Annotated in this window: 20 protein-coding genes; 16 read left to right on the top strand and 4 right to left on the bottom strand. The window is 40.2% G+C overall.

Annotated elements, in window-relative coordinates:
• The 3 genes from BMZ06_RS19275 to lexA all read right to left on the bottom strand — a co-directional run.
• A partial coding sequence (locus BMZ06_RS19275; protein ID WP_175477937.1) for a helix-turn-helix domain-containing protein occupies positions 1 to 191 on the bottom strand: 191 nt, incomplete at its 3' end.
• A 206-nt stretch (positions 192 to 397) separates the two neighbouring features.
• A complete protein-coding gene (locus BMZ06_RS20890; RefSeq protein ID WP_175477938.1) occupies positions 398 to 541 on the bottom strand; it encodes a hypothetical protein in 144 nt (47 codons plus the stop codon).
• 238 nt (positions 542 to 779) lie between these two features.
• Entirely contained in the window at positions 780 to 1,403 is a 624-nt protein-coding gene (gene lexA, locus BMZ06_RS19280) for a transcriptional repressor LexA (RefSeq protein ID WP_089754695.1), read from the bottom strand.
• Between the two features lie 323 nt (positions 1,404 to 1,726).
• Between lexA and BMZ06_RS19285 the strand changes: the two genes are divergently transcribed.
• The 9 genes from BMZ06_RS19285 to BMZ06_RS19320 all read left to right on the top strand — a co-directional run bounded on the left by BMZ06_RS19285 (position 1,727) and on the right by BMZ06_RS19320 (position 7,936).
• On the top strand, positions 1,727 to 2,392 hold the full coding sequence (locus BMZ06_RS19285) for a YneB family resolvase-like protein (RefSeq protein WP_089754697.1): 666 nt from the start codon (positions 1,727 to 1,729) through the stop codon (positions 2,390 to 2,392).
• A gap of 95 nt (positions 2,393 to 2,487) precedes the next feature.
• On the top strand, positions 2,488 to 2,721 hold the full coding sequence (locus tag BMZ06_RS19290) for a DUF896 domain-containing protein (protein ID WP_089754700.1): 234 nt from the start codon (positions 2,488 to 2,490) through the stop codon (positions 2,719 to 2,721).
• 179 nt (positions 2,722 to 2,900) lie between these two features.
• Complete coding sequence (gene tkt / locus BMZ06_RS19295; RefSeq protein WP_089754701.1) at positions 2,901 to 4,910, top strand: transketolase; 2,010 nt, start codon at positions 2,901 to 2,903, stop codon at positions 4,908 to 4,910.
• 25 nt (positions 4,911 to 4,935) lie between these two features.
• Positions 4,936 to 5,010: a sortase B protein-sorting domain-containing protein gene (locus tag BMZ06_RS21310; protein WP_139205866.1), complete on the top strand. Its 75-nt coding sequence runs from the start codon at positions 4,936 to 4,938 to the stop codon at positions 5,008 to 5,010.
• Between the two features lie 481 nt (positions 5,011 to 5,491).
• Positions 5,492 to 5,710, top strand: a complete 219-nt coding sequence (locus BMZ06_RS19300) for a YneF family protein (protein WP_173380447.1) — start codon at positions 5,492 to 5,494, stop codon at positions 5,708 to 5,710.
• 143 nt (positions 5,711 to 5,853) lie between these two features.
• Entirely contained in the window at positions 5,854 to 6,558 is a 705-nt protein-coding gene (locus BMZ06_RS19305) for a cytochrome c biogenesis CcdA family protein (RefSeq protein ID WP_089754703.1), read from the top strand.
• A 67-nt stretch (positions 6,559 to 6,625) separates the two neighbouring features.
• Entirely contained in the window at positions 6,626 to 7,054 is a 429-nt protein-coding gene (locus BMZ06_RS19310; RefSeq protein ID WP_014643377.1) for a Na(+)/H(+) antiporter subunit B, read from the top strand.
• A 20-nt stretch (positions 7,055 to 7,074) separates the two neighbouring features.
• The gene (locus tag BMZ06_RS19315; RefSeq protein WP_089754704.1) at positions 7,075 to 7,434 is read left to right on the top strand and encodes a response regulator; all 360 of its coding nucleotides are present in this window, start codon (positions 7,075 to 7,077) and stop codon (positions 7,432 to 7,434) included.
• Positions 7,435 to 7,468: 34 nt separating this feature from the next.
• Positions 7,469 to 7,936, top strand: a complete 468-nt coding sequence (locus tag BMZ06_RS19320; protein WP_089754706.1) for a CcdC family protein — start codon at positions 7,469 to 7,471, stop codon at positions 7,934 to 7,936.
• Positions 7,937 to 7,967: 31 nt separating this feature from the next.
• Here the strand turns inward: BMZ06_RS19320 and BMZ06_RS19325 are convergent, their stop codons facing one another.
• The gene (locus BMZ06_RS19325; protein ID WP_089754708.1) at positions 7,968 to 8,396 is read right to left on the bottom strand and encodes a DUF2621 domain-containing protein; all 429 of its coding nucleotides are present in this window, start codon (positions 8,394 to 8,396) and stop codon (positions 7,968 to 7,970) included.
• A 292-nt stretch (positions 8,397 to 8,688) separates the two neighbouring features.
• Here BMZ06_RS19325 and acnA point away from each other — a divergent pair, with 292 nt between their 5' ends.
• The 7 genes from acnA to BMZ06_RS19360 all read left to right on the top strand — a co-directional run bounded on the left by acnA (position 8,689) and on the right by BMZ06_RS19360 (position 15,785).
• A complete protein-coding gene (acnA, locus tag BMZ06_RS19330; RefSeq protein WP_089754710.1) occupies positions 8,689 to 11,394 on the top strand; it encodes an aconitate hydratase AcnA in 2,706 nt (901 codons plus the stop codon).
• A 145-nt stretch (positions 11,395 to 11,539) separates the two neighbouring features.
• The gene (locus BMZ06_RS19335) at positions 11,540 to 12,145 is read left to right on the top strand and encodes a TlpA disulfide reductase family protein (protein WP_245756051.1); all 606 of its coding nucleotides are present in this window, start codon (positions 11,540 to 11,542) and stop codon (positions 12,143 to 12,145) included.
• Positions 12,146 to 12,196: 51 nt separating this feature from the next.
• Positions 12,197 to 12,340, top strand: a complete 144-nt coding sequence (locus BMZ06_RS19340; RefSeq protein ID WP_139205865.1) for an FbpB family small basic protein — start codon at positions 12,197 to 12,199, stop codon at positions 12,338 to 12,340.
• Positions 12,341 to 12,438: 98 nt separating this feature from the next.
• On the top strand, positions 12,439 to 12,660 hold the full coding sequence (gene tlp / locus BMZ06_RS19345) for a small acid-soluble spore protein Tlp (protein ID WP_089754716.1): 222 nt from the start codon (positions 12,439 to 12,441) through the stop codon (positions 12,658 to 12,660).
• Between the two features lie 132 nt (positions 12,661 to 12,792).
• Entirely contained in the window at positions 12,793 to 15,051 is a 2,259-nt protein-coding gene (locus BMZ06_RS19350; RefSeq protein WP_089754718.1) for an AAA family ATPase, read from the top strand.
• 3 nt (positions 15,052 to 15,054) lie between these two features.
• Positions 15,055 to 15,480: an acyl-CoA thioesterase gene (locus BMZ06_RS19355; RefSeq protein ID WP_089754720.1), complete on the top strand. Its 426-nt coding sequence runs from the start codon at positions 15,055 to 15,057 to the stop codon at positions 15,478 to 15,480.
• Positions 15,480 to 15,785 carry a hypothetical protein gene (locus BMZ06_RS19360; protein ID WP_089754722.1) on the top strand — a complete coding sequence of 102 codons (306 nt, stop codon included), beginning with the start codon at positions 15,480 to 15,482 and terminating at the stop codon, positions 15,783 to 15,785. Before BMZ06_RS19355 ends, BMZ06_RS19360 begins: the two co-directional genes overlap by 1 nt.
• Positions 15,786 to 16,158 lie beyond the last annotated feature (373 nt).

A 16,158-nucleotide genomic window follows, 5' to 3' on the forward strand; every position in this document is an offset into this window, starting at 1 on the left:
AGCTTGGGTAGTTGTTTGGAACAAGTAGAGTAACTCAAACCTTTTCCGGTCTCCTTGTAGGCCCTGCTCCATTCGGAGAGGAAATGATTGAAGACAAAACGAGCGCAACCGATTGTCTTAGCGATGAGCGACTCTTGGGTTTTATTTGGATAGATACGAAAGTTATACGCTTTATGCCTCAACCTTTCCACCCCCCAATCAAGAACGTATGTTCTTACTTTAGAATATCACGGAAGGGAGAATATTCAAAGACATTCGCCTTACGGCAACGGCATTCATCTCCCCCCTTACCACCGGTCTTCGACACGGCGCTTGAAGAGGGAGTCTTCTGCTGATGAATGATAAAAAAGCCCTTTAGATTTAAGGGCTTTAATTATCTCTATATTATAGAAAGATCCTATTTAAATATCTTACGAATGAGTTTCCCGCTGACTTTACCTGCAGCTCTCCTGCCGACTCGCTGGCCAATTCGGTTATTGCGAACAGCATCCACGTCGTTCCAGATTCTAAGAATTTTTGAGAGCTTTGATTTTAACCCCATATTAATCAACTCCTTATTTATTATAGATCAAGCTTTGAGGGTGACCTTGATTACGTTAAGCCGTTTGAACATAAGTACCCTGTATCGAACATTTAGTAAACCAGCTCCTTTCAAGGGAAATCACTCTAATGTGGAGGAAGAACGAAATAGTACTTATTTTTATAGTGCTTTTTATCAGTATTTATATGGAAAAAAATGCAAAAAAGGGCAGCTCTTAAGAGCTGCCCTTAATATTTATTTAATGAACCGTACGGTATAGACCTACCACCCGTCCAAGAATCGAAACATCACTTAGAATAATAGGTTCCATCGTGGCATTTTCAGGTTGTAAGCGGATATGGTTTCTTTCTTTGAAAAAGCGCTTAACAGTAGCTTCTTCATCCTCTGTCATGGCTACTACAATGTCTCCATTTTGAGCGGTCTGCTGTTGTCTTACGATTACCATATCACCATCAAGAATACCAGCTTCAATCATACTCTCGCCCTGGACGACAAGTACGAACGTGTTATCGTCTGTACCAGCTAAAGAGTCTGGAAGCGGTACATATTCTTCAATATTCTCGACAGCAGTAATCGGATAACCCGCCGTTACTTTACCAATAACAGGCGCGTAGGAGGCTTCACTTCTAGGGATGCTGTGATCTTCCTCTAACTCTATCACTTCAATAGCTCTTGGTTTAGTAGGGTCTCTTCGAATGTACCCCTTTTTTTCTAAACGCGACAGGTGCCCGTGCACCGTTGAACTGGATGCCAGGCCCACGGATTGACCGATTTCACGGACCGAAGGCGGATAACCTTTCATAATTACTTGCTCTTTAATAAAATCTAATATTTCTTGTTGTCTCTTTGAAAGTTTACTCATAGATTTACACCTCGTACATAGGATTTATAGTAACCACATTGTACCATGCTTACTTAAATAATACAAACAAGCGTTCGAAAAACTTGGTTGACAAGAACGATTGTTCGTATATAATTGGAATTAGAAAAAGCGAACATTAGTTCTTAAGAACGTTCGTTCCTAAAACTGGAGGGTCTAATCATGTTCAACAAACTGTCAAAGCTTGATATTACGTACCTGGTACTGTTTATCGCAAGTTTAGCCTTTCTTTACTTTTCAATGGTCTCCATTGGATAATCTATTATATGCTGAATGAGAACACTTAATAGAAAGGGCCGAACATCATGAGAGTTATCCTATATTGTCGCGTAAGTACAGAAAAAGAAGCACAAGTTTCATCATTGAACAGACAAAGAAATGAATTAAACCAGATGGCCGAACATCATAATATGGAAGTTGTGGATTGTATAGAGGAACAAGCAAGCGGGTATGAAATCGAACGGGAGGGAATTTTCCGCTTGCTTGAATATTTTTCTAGCAGGGAAGCGGACGCCTTATTAATACAAGATGAAACGCGGCTTGGACGAGGCAACACAAAAATTGCCTTGTTTCATCAATTAAATAAGTTAGATGTTCGAATCTATTCACTTTCCCATGAAGGGGAACTGGAAATAGCCGAATCTGATTCTATGGTTCTTCAAATAGTGGGTATTGTAGAAGAGTATCAGCGGAAAATACATAACATGAAGATCCGCAGAGGAATGAAGAAAGCAGTCGAGGAAGGTTATAATCCTGCAGCTAATCTATCAAATCAGCACTTGGCTCCTGGACGCGAAAGGATTGAATTTCCCATACATGAGGTTGTTCGTTTACGCCAGAACAAGCTGTCATTTAAAGATATAGCTGCCACTCTTCGTGGACTTGGATATGATGTATCAAAGGCAACAGTCCACCGAAGATATCAGGAGCACGTATTACTTGAAAAAAAAGAAGACAAAGGTTACGATTAAATAAAAGACAAGGGTCACATGGCCTCTTGTCTTTTTCTTGTCCACACATGAATCGATCCTGTTAATCACAATATAAATATAAAGGGGTATGATCTATGTTATCTAAAGAAAAGATTGATCGTATAAATGAACTGGCTAATAAATCAAAGCAAGAAGAATTAACTGCCAAGGAAAAAGAAGAACAACAGGGTTTAAGGCAGGAATACCTGAAAAATGTTCGTAAATCCTTTAAGAACCAGTTAAAGGGTGTTACTGTTATTGACCCTGAAGGAAAAGATGTTACACCTAAAAAATTAAGAGAAATGCAGGAAAATGAAAAGAATAACTGATTTATAAATCCGTACAGCTTATGTACGGATTTATTTTGTTTAAGAAACCCTTTTCAGGGAAAATTAAATTTAGGGTCTGGGTTTTTTTTGAAATATTGTCCCTGTGCTTGTTTCAAACCTAAATTCATTATAGGATAATACTTGTACATATTTTCGAAATAGAAAGGGGAATGGCGATTATGGCAAACAGCCTTGAACAAACTTCAATAAATACAATCCGAACACTCACAATCGATGCCGTTGAAAAAGCAAGCTCCGGTCATCCAGGAATGCCGATGGGGGCAGCTCCTATGGCGTATACCCTTTGGACAAAATTTATGGATCACAATCCTAAAAACTCTGACTGGTTTAACCGCGACCGCTTCGTACTATCAGCGGGACACGGATCTATGCTTTTATATAGTCTCCTGCATTTATCCGGTTACAACGTGACGATCGATGATCTTAAATCTTTCCGTCAGTGGGATTCTAAAACTCCTGGACATCCTGAATACGGACACACAGATGGTGTGGAAGCAACTACGGGACCGCTTGGTCAAGGTTTATCCATGGCTACCGGTATGGCAATGGCTGAAGCACATTTAGCTGCTAAATACAATCGTGATAGCTATAACGTAGTGGATCACTACACTTTTGCTATTTGTGGTGATGGTGATTTAATGGAAGGTGTTTCGCAAGAAACTGCTTCTTTAGCAGGTCACCTTGGACTTGGAAAATTAGTCGTATTGTATGACTCAAATGATATTTCCTTAGATGGAGATTTAGACCGTTCCTTTAGTGAAAGCGTTGAAAAGCGCTATGAAGCTTATGGCTGGCAAGTTATTCGTGTCGAGGACGGAACAGATACCGAAGAAATTGCAAAAGCGATTCAAGAAGCCAAGCAAAATACAGATCAACCGACGATGATCGAAGTTAAAACAGTAATTGGCTATGGTTCACCAAATAAATCAGGCAAGTCTGCTTCTCACGGAGCTCCACTTGGAGAAGATGAAGTTACTGCAGCGAAAGCTCATTATGAATGGGAGCATGAAGAGCTATTTCATGTTCCAGAGGAAGTATATCAGGATTTCAAGGAAAAAGTTCAACAAAACGGAGAAGAGAAAGAACAATCCTGGAATGAACTTATGAAACAGTATAAAGAAAGCTATCCTGAGCTGGCTGCTGAACTTGAAGCGGCTATTAAAGGAGAACTTCCTGAAGGATGGAAGCACGAACTTCCAACATATCAAGTTGGTGAAGACAGCCCGGCAACTCGTGCTGCTTCAGGTGATGTTATTAATGCTCTTTCTTCTAAAGTTCCATATTTCTTCGGAGGCAGTTCAGACTTGGCAGGTTCAAACAAAACAAGTGTAAAAGACGAAGAAGACTTCTCTCGTAATAACTATGCCGGCCGTAATATTTGGTTTGGCGTTAGAGAATTCGCAATGGCTGCAGCTTTAAATGGTATCGCCTTACATGGCGGGCTTAAAGTTTATGGCGGAACCTTCTTTGTATTTAGTGATTACTTGAGACCAGCTCTGCGTCTATCTGCACTGATGAATCTTCCGATAAACTATGTCTTTACACACGATTCAGTAGCTGTCGGAGAAGACGGACCGACTCATGAGCCAATTGAGCAGTTGCCTTCTCTTCGTGCTATGCCAAATCTATCCGTAATTCGACCTGCTGATGGAAATGAAACCAGTGCGGCATGGCAGTTGGCTCTAGAATCCAATACCACCCCAAATGCGTTAGTATTAACTCGTCAGGGGCTTCCAACTCTTAAAGGCACGGCAGAAAACGCTTATGAAGGTGTTAAACACGGTGCATATATTTTAAGTGATTCTGATAAGGAAGAGCCAGATGCTATCCTGTTAGCTTCTGGATCTGAAGTTCAGCTGATTGTAAAAGCGCAAGATGAACTTAAGAAAAAAGGTTATGATGTTCGCGTTGTAAGTATTCCTTCTTTCGATCGCTTTAATGCTCAAAGCAGAGAATATCAAGAGAGCATCCTTCCTTCCAGCGTTCGTAAACGTTTAGCTGTAGAGATGGCTGCATCGTTTGGCTGGGAACGCTACGTAGGCCTCGACGGTACGGTGCTTGGCATCGACCGCTTTGGAGCTTCAGCCCCAGGTGATACTATTATCGAAAACTTTGGTTTTACTGTAGATAATGTAGTCAAACACGCTGAGAATTTAATGAATTCCTAAGATCAGATAAACAAGCTGTCGGTATATCCGGCAGCTTGTTTTATATATTCAGCTAATTTTTGTAAGTCTCTTAATATTAATAAAAAAATACTTTGAATAAGGAGATGCAATACAGCGGATCATCTTTTCAGCAATTACATTAAAATAATTATTGTGGGGCATTTTCTTTAGGTTTCCCGCAAATTTCTACTTATGAACCTGTGGAACAATTCTCCTATGTTACAGAACGTCTTTCATCATGGCTGACATGGAACGCATTCCTCTATGGAAAGTATAAAAATTGCTTAAGACCTAAGCTTCTGTTCTTCGATAAAAACTCAAAATATGCTATAATAGTTAATAAGAATTATTGTTGTCTTTTTCAGTGCTAGAGTCTGTGGCAGGCAGAGAATGTCGTGTTTGAGCCATTAAGGATGTCTTCCCGCTCAATTTTTATCGTCGATCAGGACGGAGATCATTATGGCTGGGTATCCCCATTGGCAGGCGAAAGTTTATTATCGTAAACGGCTATTGTATTTCTGTGAACCATTTACTATACTGTTATGGGAGATAACACGAAGGAGGAAGACGAAGACATGACTTTGGGTATTATATGGGTTATCGTCATTGCTGTACTCACTCTAATCGGAGGAGTAGCTCTTGGCTTTTTCATAGCAAGAAAGTATATGATGAACTATTTGAAGAAAAACCCGCCAATTAATGAGCAAATGCTTCGCACATTGATGATGCAGATGGGGCAGAAACCATCACAGAAGAAAATCAATCAAATGATGCGTTCCATGAACAACCAAATGAAATAATCAAAATAAAGCCTTCTTTCAGTTTGAGGAAAGAAGGCTTTTCTTATGGATCCGTTTATTCTGAGAAGTTCACACTTGATTCATCGTTTTTTGAAATACGGTTTGATACAATAGAGGTCTAGTATAATTTTGGAGGAAGCATTATGTCAGAGATAAACATATTTATTGCCTTCGGGGCTGGTTTCTTATCATTCATATCCCCCTGTGTACTTCCCTTATATCCTGCATTCCTCTCGTACATAACAGGAATGAGTGTAAGTGAGTTAAAAGAAGATAATGCCATGTTGAAGCGTAAAAGCTTATTGCACACGATATCATTTTTAATAGGGTTTACTACAATTTTTCTTGTACTAGGGTTTTCTGGATCATTTTTATCCCAGTTTCTTATTCAAAATGATACGATCATAAGGCGTTTGGGAGCTATTTTAATTATTTTCTTTGGTTTTGTAATTATTGGGGTATTCAATTTCCAATTCTTAATGAAAGATCGAAAAATATCTTTTAAAAATAGACCTGCAGGCTTTATTGGCTCTTTTCTAATTGGACTAACTTTCTCTTTAGGATGGACACCCTGTACGGGTCCGATCTTGTCAGCCGTGTTAGTCTTAGCTGCGGACAGCCCTGAATTATTTATGGTGATGATGCTTGCCTATTCACTTGGCTTCTCAGTGCCTTTCTTAGTACTGTCTTTCTTTGTAGGGAAATTAAACTGGGTAAGAAAGCATAGTGGTACTATTGTGAAAATAGGTGGTTATATTATGATTATGATGGGAATCGCTTTATATTTTGACTGGATGACAGCCTTGACCTCTTATTTAGTTGGTTTATTTGGATTTCAGGGCTTTTAAGAAATGGATTTTGAATAAACTTTATATTATGATGAAATCAGAAATTAAACAGTAAAGGAGTATGAATATGACCCGCACCAATGATATTATTTTACGAGCAACTACTACATTAATCGCGTTTATTATTTTAGGATTTTCCATTTACTTATTCTTTGCTGGCCACAATGCCCCGGGAGGCGGTTTTATAGGCGGCTTAATGACCTCCGCTGCTTTTGTACTTATGTATATGGCGTATGGCATACGTTCTATGGAAAAGATTCTCCCGATTAACTTTCGCTATATCATTCCTGTTGGATTAATCATAGCTTTAGGAACAGGCATCGGTTCATTTATTTTTGGTCAGCCTTTTTTGAGTCAGACATACGCTTACTTTCAACTTCCGATCTTAGGTAAAACTGAACTTGCTACAGCATTACTATTTGATCTGGGTGTGTATCTAACAGTTGTTGGTATAACGATGACAATTATACTAACAATTGCAAACGATCGAAGTTGAGATTTTGAGGGGGAGTTTGTATGGCTCGGATACTAGTGGTGGACGACGCCAAGTTTACACGCTTGACGCTTACCAATATTCTGCAAAAAGCGAATCACGAAGTCGTAGGAGAAGCGGCGGATGGTAAGAAAGCGGTAGAATTGCATCTTAGGCTTCAACCAGATTTGACAACCATGGATATTACCATGCCCGAGATGAACGGGATTGAAGCTCTTAAACAAATTAAGACTCAGTCTGAGCATGCCATAGTGGTGATGTGTTCTGCTCTGGGTCAGCAAAAATTAATTTTTGAAGCGATAGAAAACGGTGCTAAAGATTTCATTGCTAAACCTTTTGATGAAAGAATGGTACTCGAAGCCATAGAGCGTGTGTTAAGTTAAGTACGGACGATCAGAAAAGAAAGTGTGAATGTTTATGTTTTGGTTAATAGCAAGTACACTGGTTGCTGCGTGTATGGCTACTGCTATGATTTTTATTAGAATGAGGGCAGCCAGGCAGCCGGCCAGTATAAAAAAAATCATTCTCCCGCCGTTTTTCATGAGTACCGGTGCTTTTATGTTCATTTTCCCTGTTTTCCGGCTGGAATGGACGCAGGTTATTGAAGCTTTAGCTGTAGGAATGCTTTTTTCAATCTTTTTGATTCGCACTTCCAAATTGGAGGTGCGAGAGGGTGATATCTATCTTAAACCTTCTAAAGCATTTGTATTTATCTTATTCGGATTACTTATTCTTCGCGTTATTCTGAAACTAATAATCGGCCAAACCATTTCCTTTGGTGAAACGAGCGGAATGTTCTTTTTACTTGCTTTAGGAATGATTCTTACATGGAGACTCGCAATGCTCAGGCAATTTTTGCGGCTTGAAAAAACGTTAGAAACATAAAAGAAGACCCGGCAGATGATGCCGGGTCTTCTTAACGATCAAATAATGGCTGATATGGTTCCAGATCGATATTTTTTTCTTCAAGTTTTTTAATTAGAAATTTATGATCCCGTTTGGGAGTGGCTAAAATATAACCTTCAATAATCACTTCTTGAGTTATTTTTTTTCGTCTTTTTTCCAAAGCTACCTGACCAATTCTTCCGGCAATTTTCTGCCGGGCTACATCACGAAATAATTCTGGAACCGGAGAAACTAACTCTTCTAAGAGATCTTTTTGTTCCTGAGTCCACATTTTACGTGTTTTATCCACATAGTATTCTTCCCAGTCAATGATCGATTTCCCATCTTCTTTAGGTAGACGTTTTAAGAACTTGCGAAACATAAAGAAGCCGCCGATTCCCATTAACGTAATTAGAACAATTGTCCATGCAACGATAAAAAGGGCAAATCCGCCTGACATATTATCACCTGTTTCATTCATATATAAACTTACTTTAATTATAAAAGGAACATGCAGGAAATACAAGGTCGTTGACAGCGAAAAGAAGGCTGCTACTTGAATTTTCCAAGAGAAGTCGAAATATAAAAAATAGTGTCTAATTATTTTACTTATAAATCGTTTTCATTTACAATAAGGGGTGCAGATTTGTGAACTTATCCAATTAAAGGTCGCAAATGTACAATAATTGGGGAATGGGGAAGCCGTTTTACAGGGCTCTCCATTAAATTATGATGAGGGGGTAAAAGGAAGTATGGCTAGCAATCCATATAATTCTCGCAAACAATTTGACCTAAATGGCCAAACGTACAACTATTACGACTTAAAAGCCTTAGAAGATGCGGGGCAGGGCAAGATTTCCCGTCTGCCTTTCTCTATTCGTATTCTGCTTGAATCTCTTCTGCGCCAGCATGACGGCCGTGTGATTAAAGACGAACACGTTGAGAGTCTAGCAAACTGGGGAACTAGTAAATCAAAAGGGGAAGATGTTCCATTTAAGCCTTCCCGTGTAATACTGCAGGACTTCACTGGTGTACCAGCCGTGGTAGATCTTGCTTCACTTAGAAAAGCAATGGTGGATATGGGCGGAAGTCCGGAGAAGATTAATCCGGAAGTGCCGGTAGATTTGGTTATTGACCACTCTGTACAGGTTGATAAATACGGTACAGCAGATGCTCTTAACATTAACATGGAACTGGAATTTGAACGTAACCAAGAACGTTATGAATTTCTTCACTGGGCCCAAAAAGCCTTTGATAACTATCGTGCCGTACCGCCTGCAACAGGGATTGTTCACCAGGTAAACCTTGAATATATCGCTAATGTTGTCCATGCCAAAGAGGATGGCAATGGTGCTTATGATACTTATCCTGATACACTTGTTGGTACAGACTCTCACACAACTATGATCAATGGACTTGGAGTCCTTGGCTGGGGTGTAGGTGGAATTGAAGCTGAAGCAGGAATGCTTGGACAGCCTTCATACTTCCCGGCTCCAGAAGTTATTGGTGTGAAATTGAATGGAAGCTTCCCTCAAGGAACAACAGCTACCGACTTGGCTTTGAAAGTTACACAAAAACTTCGTGAGCAGAATGTGGTTGGGAAATTTGTTGAATTCTTCGGTCCTGGATTACAGGAGATGCCGCTTGCAGATCGTGCTACGATTTCAAATATGGCTCCTGAATACGGAGCAACTTGCGGATTCTTCCCAGTAGACGGGGAATCACTTGAATACTTACGTTTAACAGGTCGCAGTGAAGAGCAAATTTCTCTTGTGGAAACGTATTGTAAAGAAAACCAGCTGTGGTATGATCCATCTCTAGAAGATCCTGAATTCACTTCATTAGTTGAAATCGATCTCGGAGAACTGGAACCAAACCTGTCTGGTCCTAAACGTCCACAGGATCTAATCCCGCTTTCCAAAATGAAAAATTCTTTTGAAGATGCTGTAACAGGCCCTGCCGGAAATCATGGTTTTGGTCTTGATAAATCAGAATTCAAAAAAGAAGCTGAAGTTCAATTTGAAAGTGGAGAAAAAGCGGTTATGAAAACAGGGGCATTGGCTATTGCCGCCATCACTTCCTGTACGAACACGTCAAATCCTCACGTTATGCTTGGAGCAGGACTTGTAGCGAAGAAAGCTATTGAAAAAGGCCTTGATGTTCCAGCTTACGTAAAAACTTCTCTTGCGCCGGGATCTAAAGTAGTTACCCGCTATCTTGAGGATTCAGGTTTGATGGAGCACTTAAATACACTAGGCTTTAACCTGGTAGGTTACGGATGTACTACATGTATAGGTAACTCTGGACCATTACTTCCTGAAATTGAAGAAACGATTGCTAACAATGACTTGATCGCTTCTTCTGTACTTTCCGGAAACCGAAACTTCGAAGGCCGTATTCATCCGCTTGTTAAAGCTAACTATTTGGCTTCACCGCCATTAGTAGTTGCTTATGCCCTGGCAGGTACTGTGGATATTGATCTGAAAAATGAAGCAATCGGTAAAGACCAGAATGGAAATGATGTATTCTTTGACGATATCTGGCCTTCTCAGGAAGAAATAAAAGCTGAAATTTCACGAGTTGTTACACCTGAGATTTTCCGTAAAGAATATGAAAATGTCTTCAATTCCAATGATAAATGGAACGAGATTGACACAACGGATGAGCCGCTTTACGACTGGAATGATGATTCTACCTATATTCAGAATCCACCGTTCTTCGAAGGACTATCAAGTGATCCTGAGTCCGTTAAACCGCTTAACGGAATGCGGGTGATTGGTAAATTCGGTGACTCTGTAACTACAGACCATATCTCTCCGGCAGGTGCTATCCCTAAAGATATGCCAGCTGGTGAGTACTTACAGGAAAAAGGAGTTAGTCCGCGTAACTTTAACTCTTATGGATCACGACGAGGTAATCATGAAGTTATGATGCGTGGTACATTCGCTAATATTCGTATCCGTAATGAGTTAGCTCCAGGTACAGAGGGTGGCTTTACTACGTATTGGCCTACAGAAGAAGTTATGCCGATTTATACGGCTGCTATGAAATACCAGCAGGACGAAACACCTCTTCTTGTAATCGCTGGTGATGATTACGGAATGGGAAGTTCCCGTGACTGGGCAGCTAAAGGTACTGATCTTTTAGGTATTAAGACGGTAATTGCTCAAAGCTTTGAGCGTATTCACCGCTCGAACCTAGTTATGATGGGCGTTCTTCCTCTCCAGTTTAAGTCTGGGGATACAATCGAATCTCTTGGGTTAACTGGCCGTGAAACTTACGATGTACAAATTGGGGAAGATGTTAAACCACACGATCTTGTTAAAGTTACAGCAACCGACGAAGATGGAAACAAGAAAGAATTTGAAGTTGTAGCTCGTTTTGATAGTGAAGTTGAAGTTGACTACTATCGTCACGGAGGAATTCTTCAAATGGTTCTACGTAATAAAATGAGTTAACTTTCTTATTGGAAAGCCGCCTTATTCATAAGGCGGCTTTTTTACATATGACTGTGACAATATTTCTAGAATCTCTTCATTTATCTTTACAGACATATTTGGATTTCTATATTCTTATACTTAGTACATATTGAATGATTAGGGAGTGGACCAATTGGTTAAACAAATTCTCGCTTCTGTATTTTTACTGGCTTTATTATCTCTTGTTGCCTATAACGTGTGGAGTGAAAGAGAGACAAATCCTGAAGACAGCGAATTACAGACATATGAATCCAGTAAGGAAGAAAAAGGTACAGGCATGACTTCTCCTAACGCGCCGAGTGGATTAAAGGAAGGTGAAAAAGCTCCAGATTTCACATTAGAGACCTTAGATGGTGAGGTTGTTACGCTTTCAGATTACAAAGGGAAGAAGGTCTTTTTGAACTTTTGGGCTACATGGTGTCCGCCTTGTCGTGAGGAGATGCCTGAAATGGAACGATTTCAACAGAAGTATGGTGAGGAAGTCGCTGTACTTGCCGTAAATGGAACAGGATCTGAAACCAATATAGGTGAGGTCCGATCCTATATAGAGAAGGGCGGTTACAGCTTTCCTATACTCCTGGATAAAGATTTGGATTTGCACCAGACTTATCAAACGATTTCCATTCCCACCACTTATTTTATAGGAACAGATGGAGTGATTCAGGAACCCAGGAAAGTTGGTCCGATGACATATGATTTCATGATAAAAATGAAAAACGCTTTAGAATAGGTATAATACAGGTTCTGAATGGAAATCCTTAACAAAAAAGGAGAGATTTCCGTGAGAAAACAGAGAACCTTATCTTTTGAAGATCTTGTAAAAGAGAACATTCGCTCTATAGAGGAAGATGAGCAGTTGATGGATCAAATTGATGAGCGGATAGAACAAAGACATAATGAACGAATTAAGCAAATCCCATCGTAACCCGTGGGATTTTTTATGGTATAAAAGATTTTTTGGTGGGAAAATTAAGGATTGGCTTTATTAAATAAAGTCAACTCAGGTTTAAAGGAGGCCAACCCATGACTCATCGATCTAATCCAGATAACCGGTCGGACAATGTAGGAAAATTGCAAGAAAAAGTAACCAATACCATTGAAAACATCGAAGCTTCTCATGATTCACTTAAGTTTGCTACGGATGAAGAAAAAAAGAACATCGAAGATAAGAACAAACGGAGAAACCAATCCATTAATGCAATGCGTGAAGAGATCAAGGACGAGGCTCGTAATCAGAAATATTAATGATAAGAAACCGCTTCTAGCTTAGCTGAAGCGGTTTTATCATGTAATTCAATAGGTTGGAAATCGAGTTCATCTACATAGCCAGTTCACTATGATAAAATAAATAACGGTGATAGGAAAGGAAGTGAATACATGATCGAACAGTTAAAACAATGGAAAAGTATAGATGAAAAGCCTCCGCTTTCAGAAGTAGAAGCTCTTCGTTATTTTAATCAAGAGGAAATACAAGATACAGAACTAAAGGCTCTCCTCTATGTGACGTTAGCCTATCATCGGATCAAACGTCATCCAGAGCACGAGAAATTAGCTGATCAATTTATTGATGAAGCAAGGGTGCTTGCAGGTAATCATTCACTGGTCACAGATTTATATGAATCGAAGCAGATGATGCAAGCTTATACTCATTTAAAGCGCACACCACTTGAACAGTGGGTGCTTCATGAAACAGATCACGATTCAGCTAAAGCAAAAAAGGCTCGAGCTATACATGAAGATGTAACTAAATTAAAAGCCCAATGGGATTCAAAATTAGCTTCTAAAACACTAATAGACGTGACTAACCGGATGAAATTATATCAGGAAGTGTATGAACAATTAGACGCTCTAGAAAAGATAATGACTGATGCACTTAATTCAGTTGAGAATCGTCGAATTCGTATTCCGGTTAAAGAAATTAACGAACGGACCAGAGAACTTTCGGACCACCAGGATGAGCTGTATAAAAGACTACCCCGCTTTCTAACGGATGCTTCTGCCGGCAATCCATTGGAAGCTTTTGATCAGATGGTAGGTCTAAAGGACGTTAAGACGTATATAAGACGATATTATCATTTTCTGAAATATCAGCAGCACAGAAAGAATTTTGGTTTCTCTATGGTAGATGAACCAGGGCTGCACATGATTATTACCGGCAATCCAGGGACAGGCAAAACGACAATGGCTCGTTTACTGGCCAATATTTATCATGAATTGGGAATCCTCGATACAAAAGAAGTGGTCGAAGTCAACCGATCCCATTTGGTTGGCTCTTATGTCGGTCAAAGTGAAGAGAATACAATGAACTATGTCAAGCAGGCTATTGGTGGAGTTCTCTTTATAGATGAGGCCTACAGTTTGAAGCGCGAGGGCCAGACGGGTAATGATTATGGACAAGCCGTTATCGACACGCTGGTGTCAGCCATGACCGGAAAAGAATTTGGTGGAAAATTCGCCGTAATATTAGCAGGATACCCAGAAGAGATGCGCCAATTTTTATGGTCAAATCCTGGGTTGCGCAGCCGCTTTCCTGAACAAAACCACATTTCTCTGCCCGATTATAAAATGGAAGAACTTATTACAATTGCTGAGCAGACAGCCATTGAAAATGACTTCTTTTTTACGAAAAACGCCCTCAAAGAGTTCACTTCTCTCATTGATCGAGAACGTGTGGACGAATCGTTTGGCAATGCGCGTACGGTGAAAAATCTGGTCATGAAAACTATTTTTCAAAAAGGAGCTCAGGAAGCGGAGCGAGATAAATCTCATTGGCTGGATCATATGAGAATCGATGAAAATGACCTGGCATGGGAAACTTCTACGCCTGAGGAGGAGTTATCCCCTAGAGACCGTTTAGATGAGCTTATTGGACTTGATAATGTAAAAGCGGAAGTACGCAAATTATCTTCTTTTGTTCAAACCCAGCAGAAAAGGAAAGAAAAAGGTTACCCTGTCGTTCCTATTCAATTGCATTCTGTTTTTTCAGGAAATCCTGGCACGGGTAAGACGACGGTAGCAGAGATCTATTCGGATATTTTAAAGCAGTGTGGTCTTCTTAAAAGGGGTCACATGGTTGTGGTATCGAGAAGCGATCTTGTTGCCGGATATGTCGGGCAAACAGCAATGAAAACGAAGCGGAAAATCAGGGAAGCACTAGGGGGAGTTCTCTTTATAGATGAAGCTTATTCTCTTTATAATGGAGGAAGAGATGAATTTGGTAAAGAAGCTATAGAAACCATTGTTGATGAAATGACCAAGCATAATGAAAACCTCGTAGTAATTCTTGCCGGGTACCAGCGTGAAATGGAACAGCTTGTAGAAAGTAATCCGGGCCTATCTTCAAGGTTTAAGAAATATTTTCATTTCCCCGATTACAATGAACAGGAACTTTTGGAAATGACTCATTTTCAAGCGCAGCAATTTGGCTACACCTTTAACGAGTGGGCTGAAGAGTTCCTCCTTGAGAAATATAAAAATCATGGAATTCGCGGAAACGGACGATTTGTAAATAATCTTGTTAATGAAGCCATTCAGTATCAGGCGACGAGAATTGTAGATGATGAATTAGCGGATATGAATGAAATAGTAGTAAACGATCTTGAAAAAGCTTGGCAAGCGGTACGAAGGGAGTCATAAAATATGAAAGTAGTAGAAACACCGATACAAGTAAGGTATCAAGAAACCGATATGATGGGTGTAGTTTACCATGCCAATTATCTCGTATGGTTTGAAATAGGTCGAACTGCTTTTATTGAAGAGCTTGGCTTTAAATATTCAGAAATTGAGAAACAAGGGGTCGTTTCCCCCGTTATTGATGCCAATATAAGTTTTAAACATCCAGTTCGCTATGGTGATGAAGCCGTTGTAAAAACTTGGGTGGATGAGTACGATGGTCTGCGCATTACCTATGGGTACGAAGTCGTTCATGGAGATGGAAGGTTAGCCGTATCTGGACAAACGAAGCACGTCATTGTAAAAAAAGAAAATTTCCGGCCCGTTTCAATAAGACGGAGCTTTCCAGAGTGGCATGAGGCTTATTTAGCGGCTATGGAAGGGGAGCGCTGATGGCTTTTGGTGTGAAAAGAAAGGAATTAGTTGACTGGAAAAGAAAAGTTGAAAAAGGTGAAATAGCTTTCTTAACCCATTTTTGGCTTGATGATCGTTTCCCAGGTTGCGATACGGTTACTAAAGTGGGCTGTTCTGATATTGAGAAATTAAGTCAATGGGGAGCTCAATATGGGTTAAACGCCCGATGGATTCATCATGATCCACGTTTTCCGCACTTTGATTTATTTGGGGAACACCAATATAAAATCTTAATGAAAGAGCGAAAATGGGACCAAATTGAACGATTCAAATTAAGACCTTAAATAAGTTTAAAGTCGCCCTTACGAGGCGGCTTTTTTTATGTGTGCCCGGCACGGGTGTAAACTCTAGGGTTCAAGTCCCGAGCGGCGAAGGTCGTTGTAGCCGTTAGTCAAAGGCAAGGGTGTCCAGGGTGACCTGAAATCTGAAGGAAGCCGGAGACAAATTTCCGCCCCGAGGAACACGAATCTCATAAAAGGCTGTCTGTCTGGGGTGAGTCTGCATAACAAGACGAAACCCCAACGACCAAAGGGGCAGGCAGTAAATGAGGCGGGGATATGGAAAGGAAGTTTATGCTTTTACCCGGGGAGGTCTGATGGACAAGCCGTACACATGCGGTAACCGATTCCCCAAAGAATCGCTGAACCATCAGAAGTC

This window comes from Halobacillus alkaliphilus (assembly GCF_900113125.1).
Lineage (GTDB): Bacteria > Bacillota > Bacilli > Bacillales > Halobacillaceae > Halobacillus > Halobacillus alkaliphilus.

Bases quoted from the DNA above. Each gene is read 5' to 3' on its own strand.
- BMZ06_RS20890 (WP_175477938.1), bottom strand. From the start codon at position 541: ATGGGGTTAAAATCAAAGCTCTCAAAAATTCTTAGAATCTGGAACGAC.
- lexA (WP_089754695.1), bottom strand. From the start codon at position 1,403: ATGAGTAAACTTTCAAAGAGACAACAAGAAATATTAGATTTTATTAAA.
- BMZ06_RS19285 (WP_089754697.1), top strand. From the start codon at position 1,727: ATGAGAGTTATCCTATATTGTCGCGTAAGTACAGAAAAAGAAGCACAA.
- BMZ06_RS19290 (WP_089754700.1), top strand. From the start codon at position 2,488: ATGTTATCTAAAGAAAAGATTGATCGTATAAATGAACTGGCTAATAAA.
- tkt (WP_089754701.1), top strand. From the start codon at position 2,901: ATGGCAAACAGCCTTGAACAAACTTCAATAAATACAATCCGAACACTC.
- BMZ06_RS19305 (WP_089754703.1), top strand. From the start codon at position 5,854: ATGTCAGAGATAAACATATTTATTGCCTTCGGGGCTGGTTTCTTATCA.
- BMZ06_RS19310 (WP_014643377.1), top strand. From the start codon at position 6,626: ATGACCCGCACCAATGATATTATTTTACGAGCAACTACTACATTAATC.
- BMZ06_RS19315 (WP_089754704.1), top strand. From the start codon at position 7,075: ATGGCTCGGATACTAGTGGTGGACGACGCCAAGTTTACACGCTTGACG.
- BMZ06_RS19320 (WP_089754706.1), top strand. From the start codon at position 7,469: ATGTTTTGGTTAATAGCAAGTACACTGGTTGCTGCGTGTATGGCTACT.
- BMZ06_RS19325 (WP_089754708.1), bottom strand. From the start codon at position 8,396: ATGTCAGGCGGATTTGCCCTTTTTATCGTTGCATGGACAATTGTTCTA.
- acnA (WP_089754710.1), top strand. From the start codon at position 8,689: ATGGCTAGCAATCCATATAATTCTCGCAAACAATTTGACCTAAATGGC.
- tlp (WP_089754716.1), top strand. From the start codon at position 12,439: ATGACTCATCGATCTAATCCAGATAACCGGTCGGACAATGTAGGAAAA.
- BMZ06_RS19350 (WP_089754718.1), top strand. From the start codon at position 12,793: ATGATCGAACAGTTAAAACAATGGAAAAGTATAGATGAAAAGCCTCCG.
- BMZ06_RS19355 (WP_089754720.1), top strand. From the start codon at position 15,055: ATGAAAGTAGTAGAAACACCGATACAAGTAAGGTATCAAGAAACCGAT.
- BMZ06_RS19360 (WP_089754722.1), top strand. From the start codon at position 15,480: ATGGCTTTTGGTGTGAAAAGAAAGGAATTAGTTGACTGGAAAAGAAAA.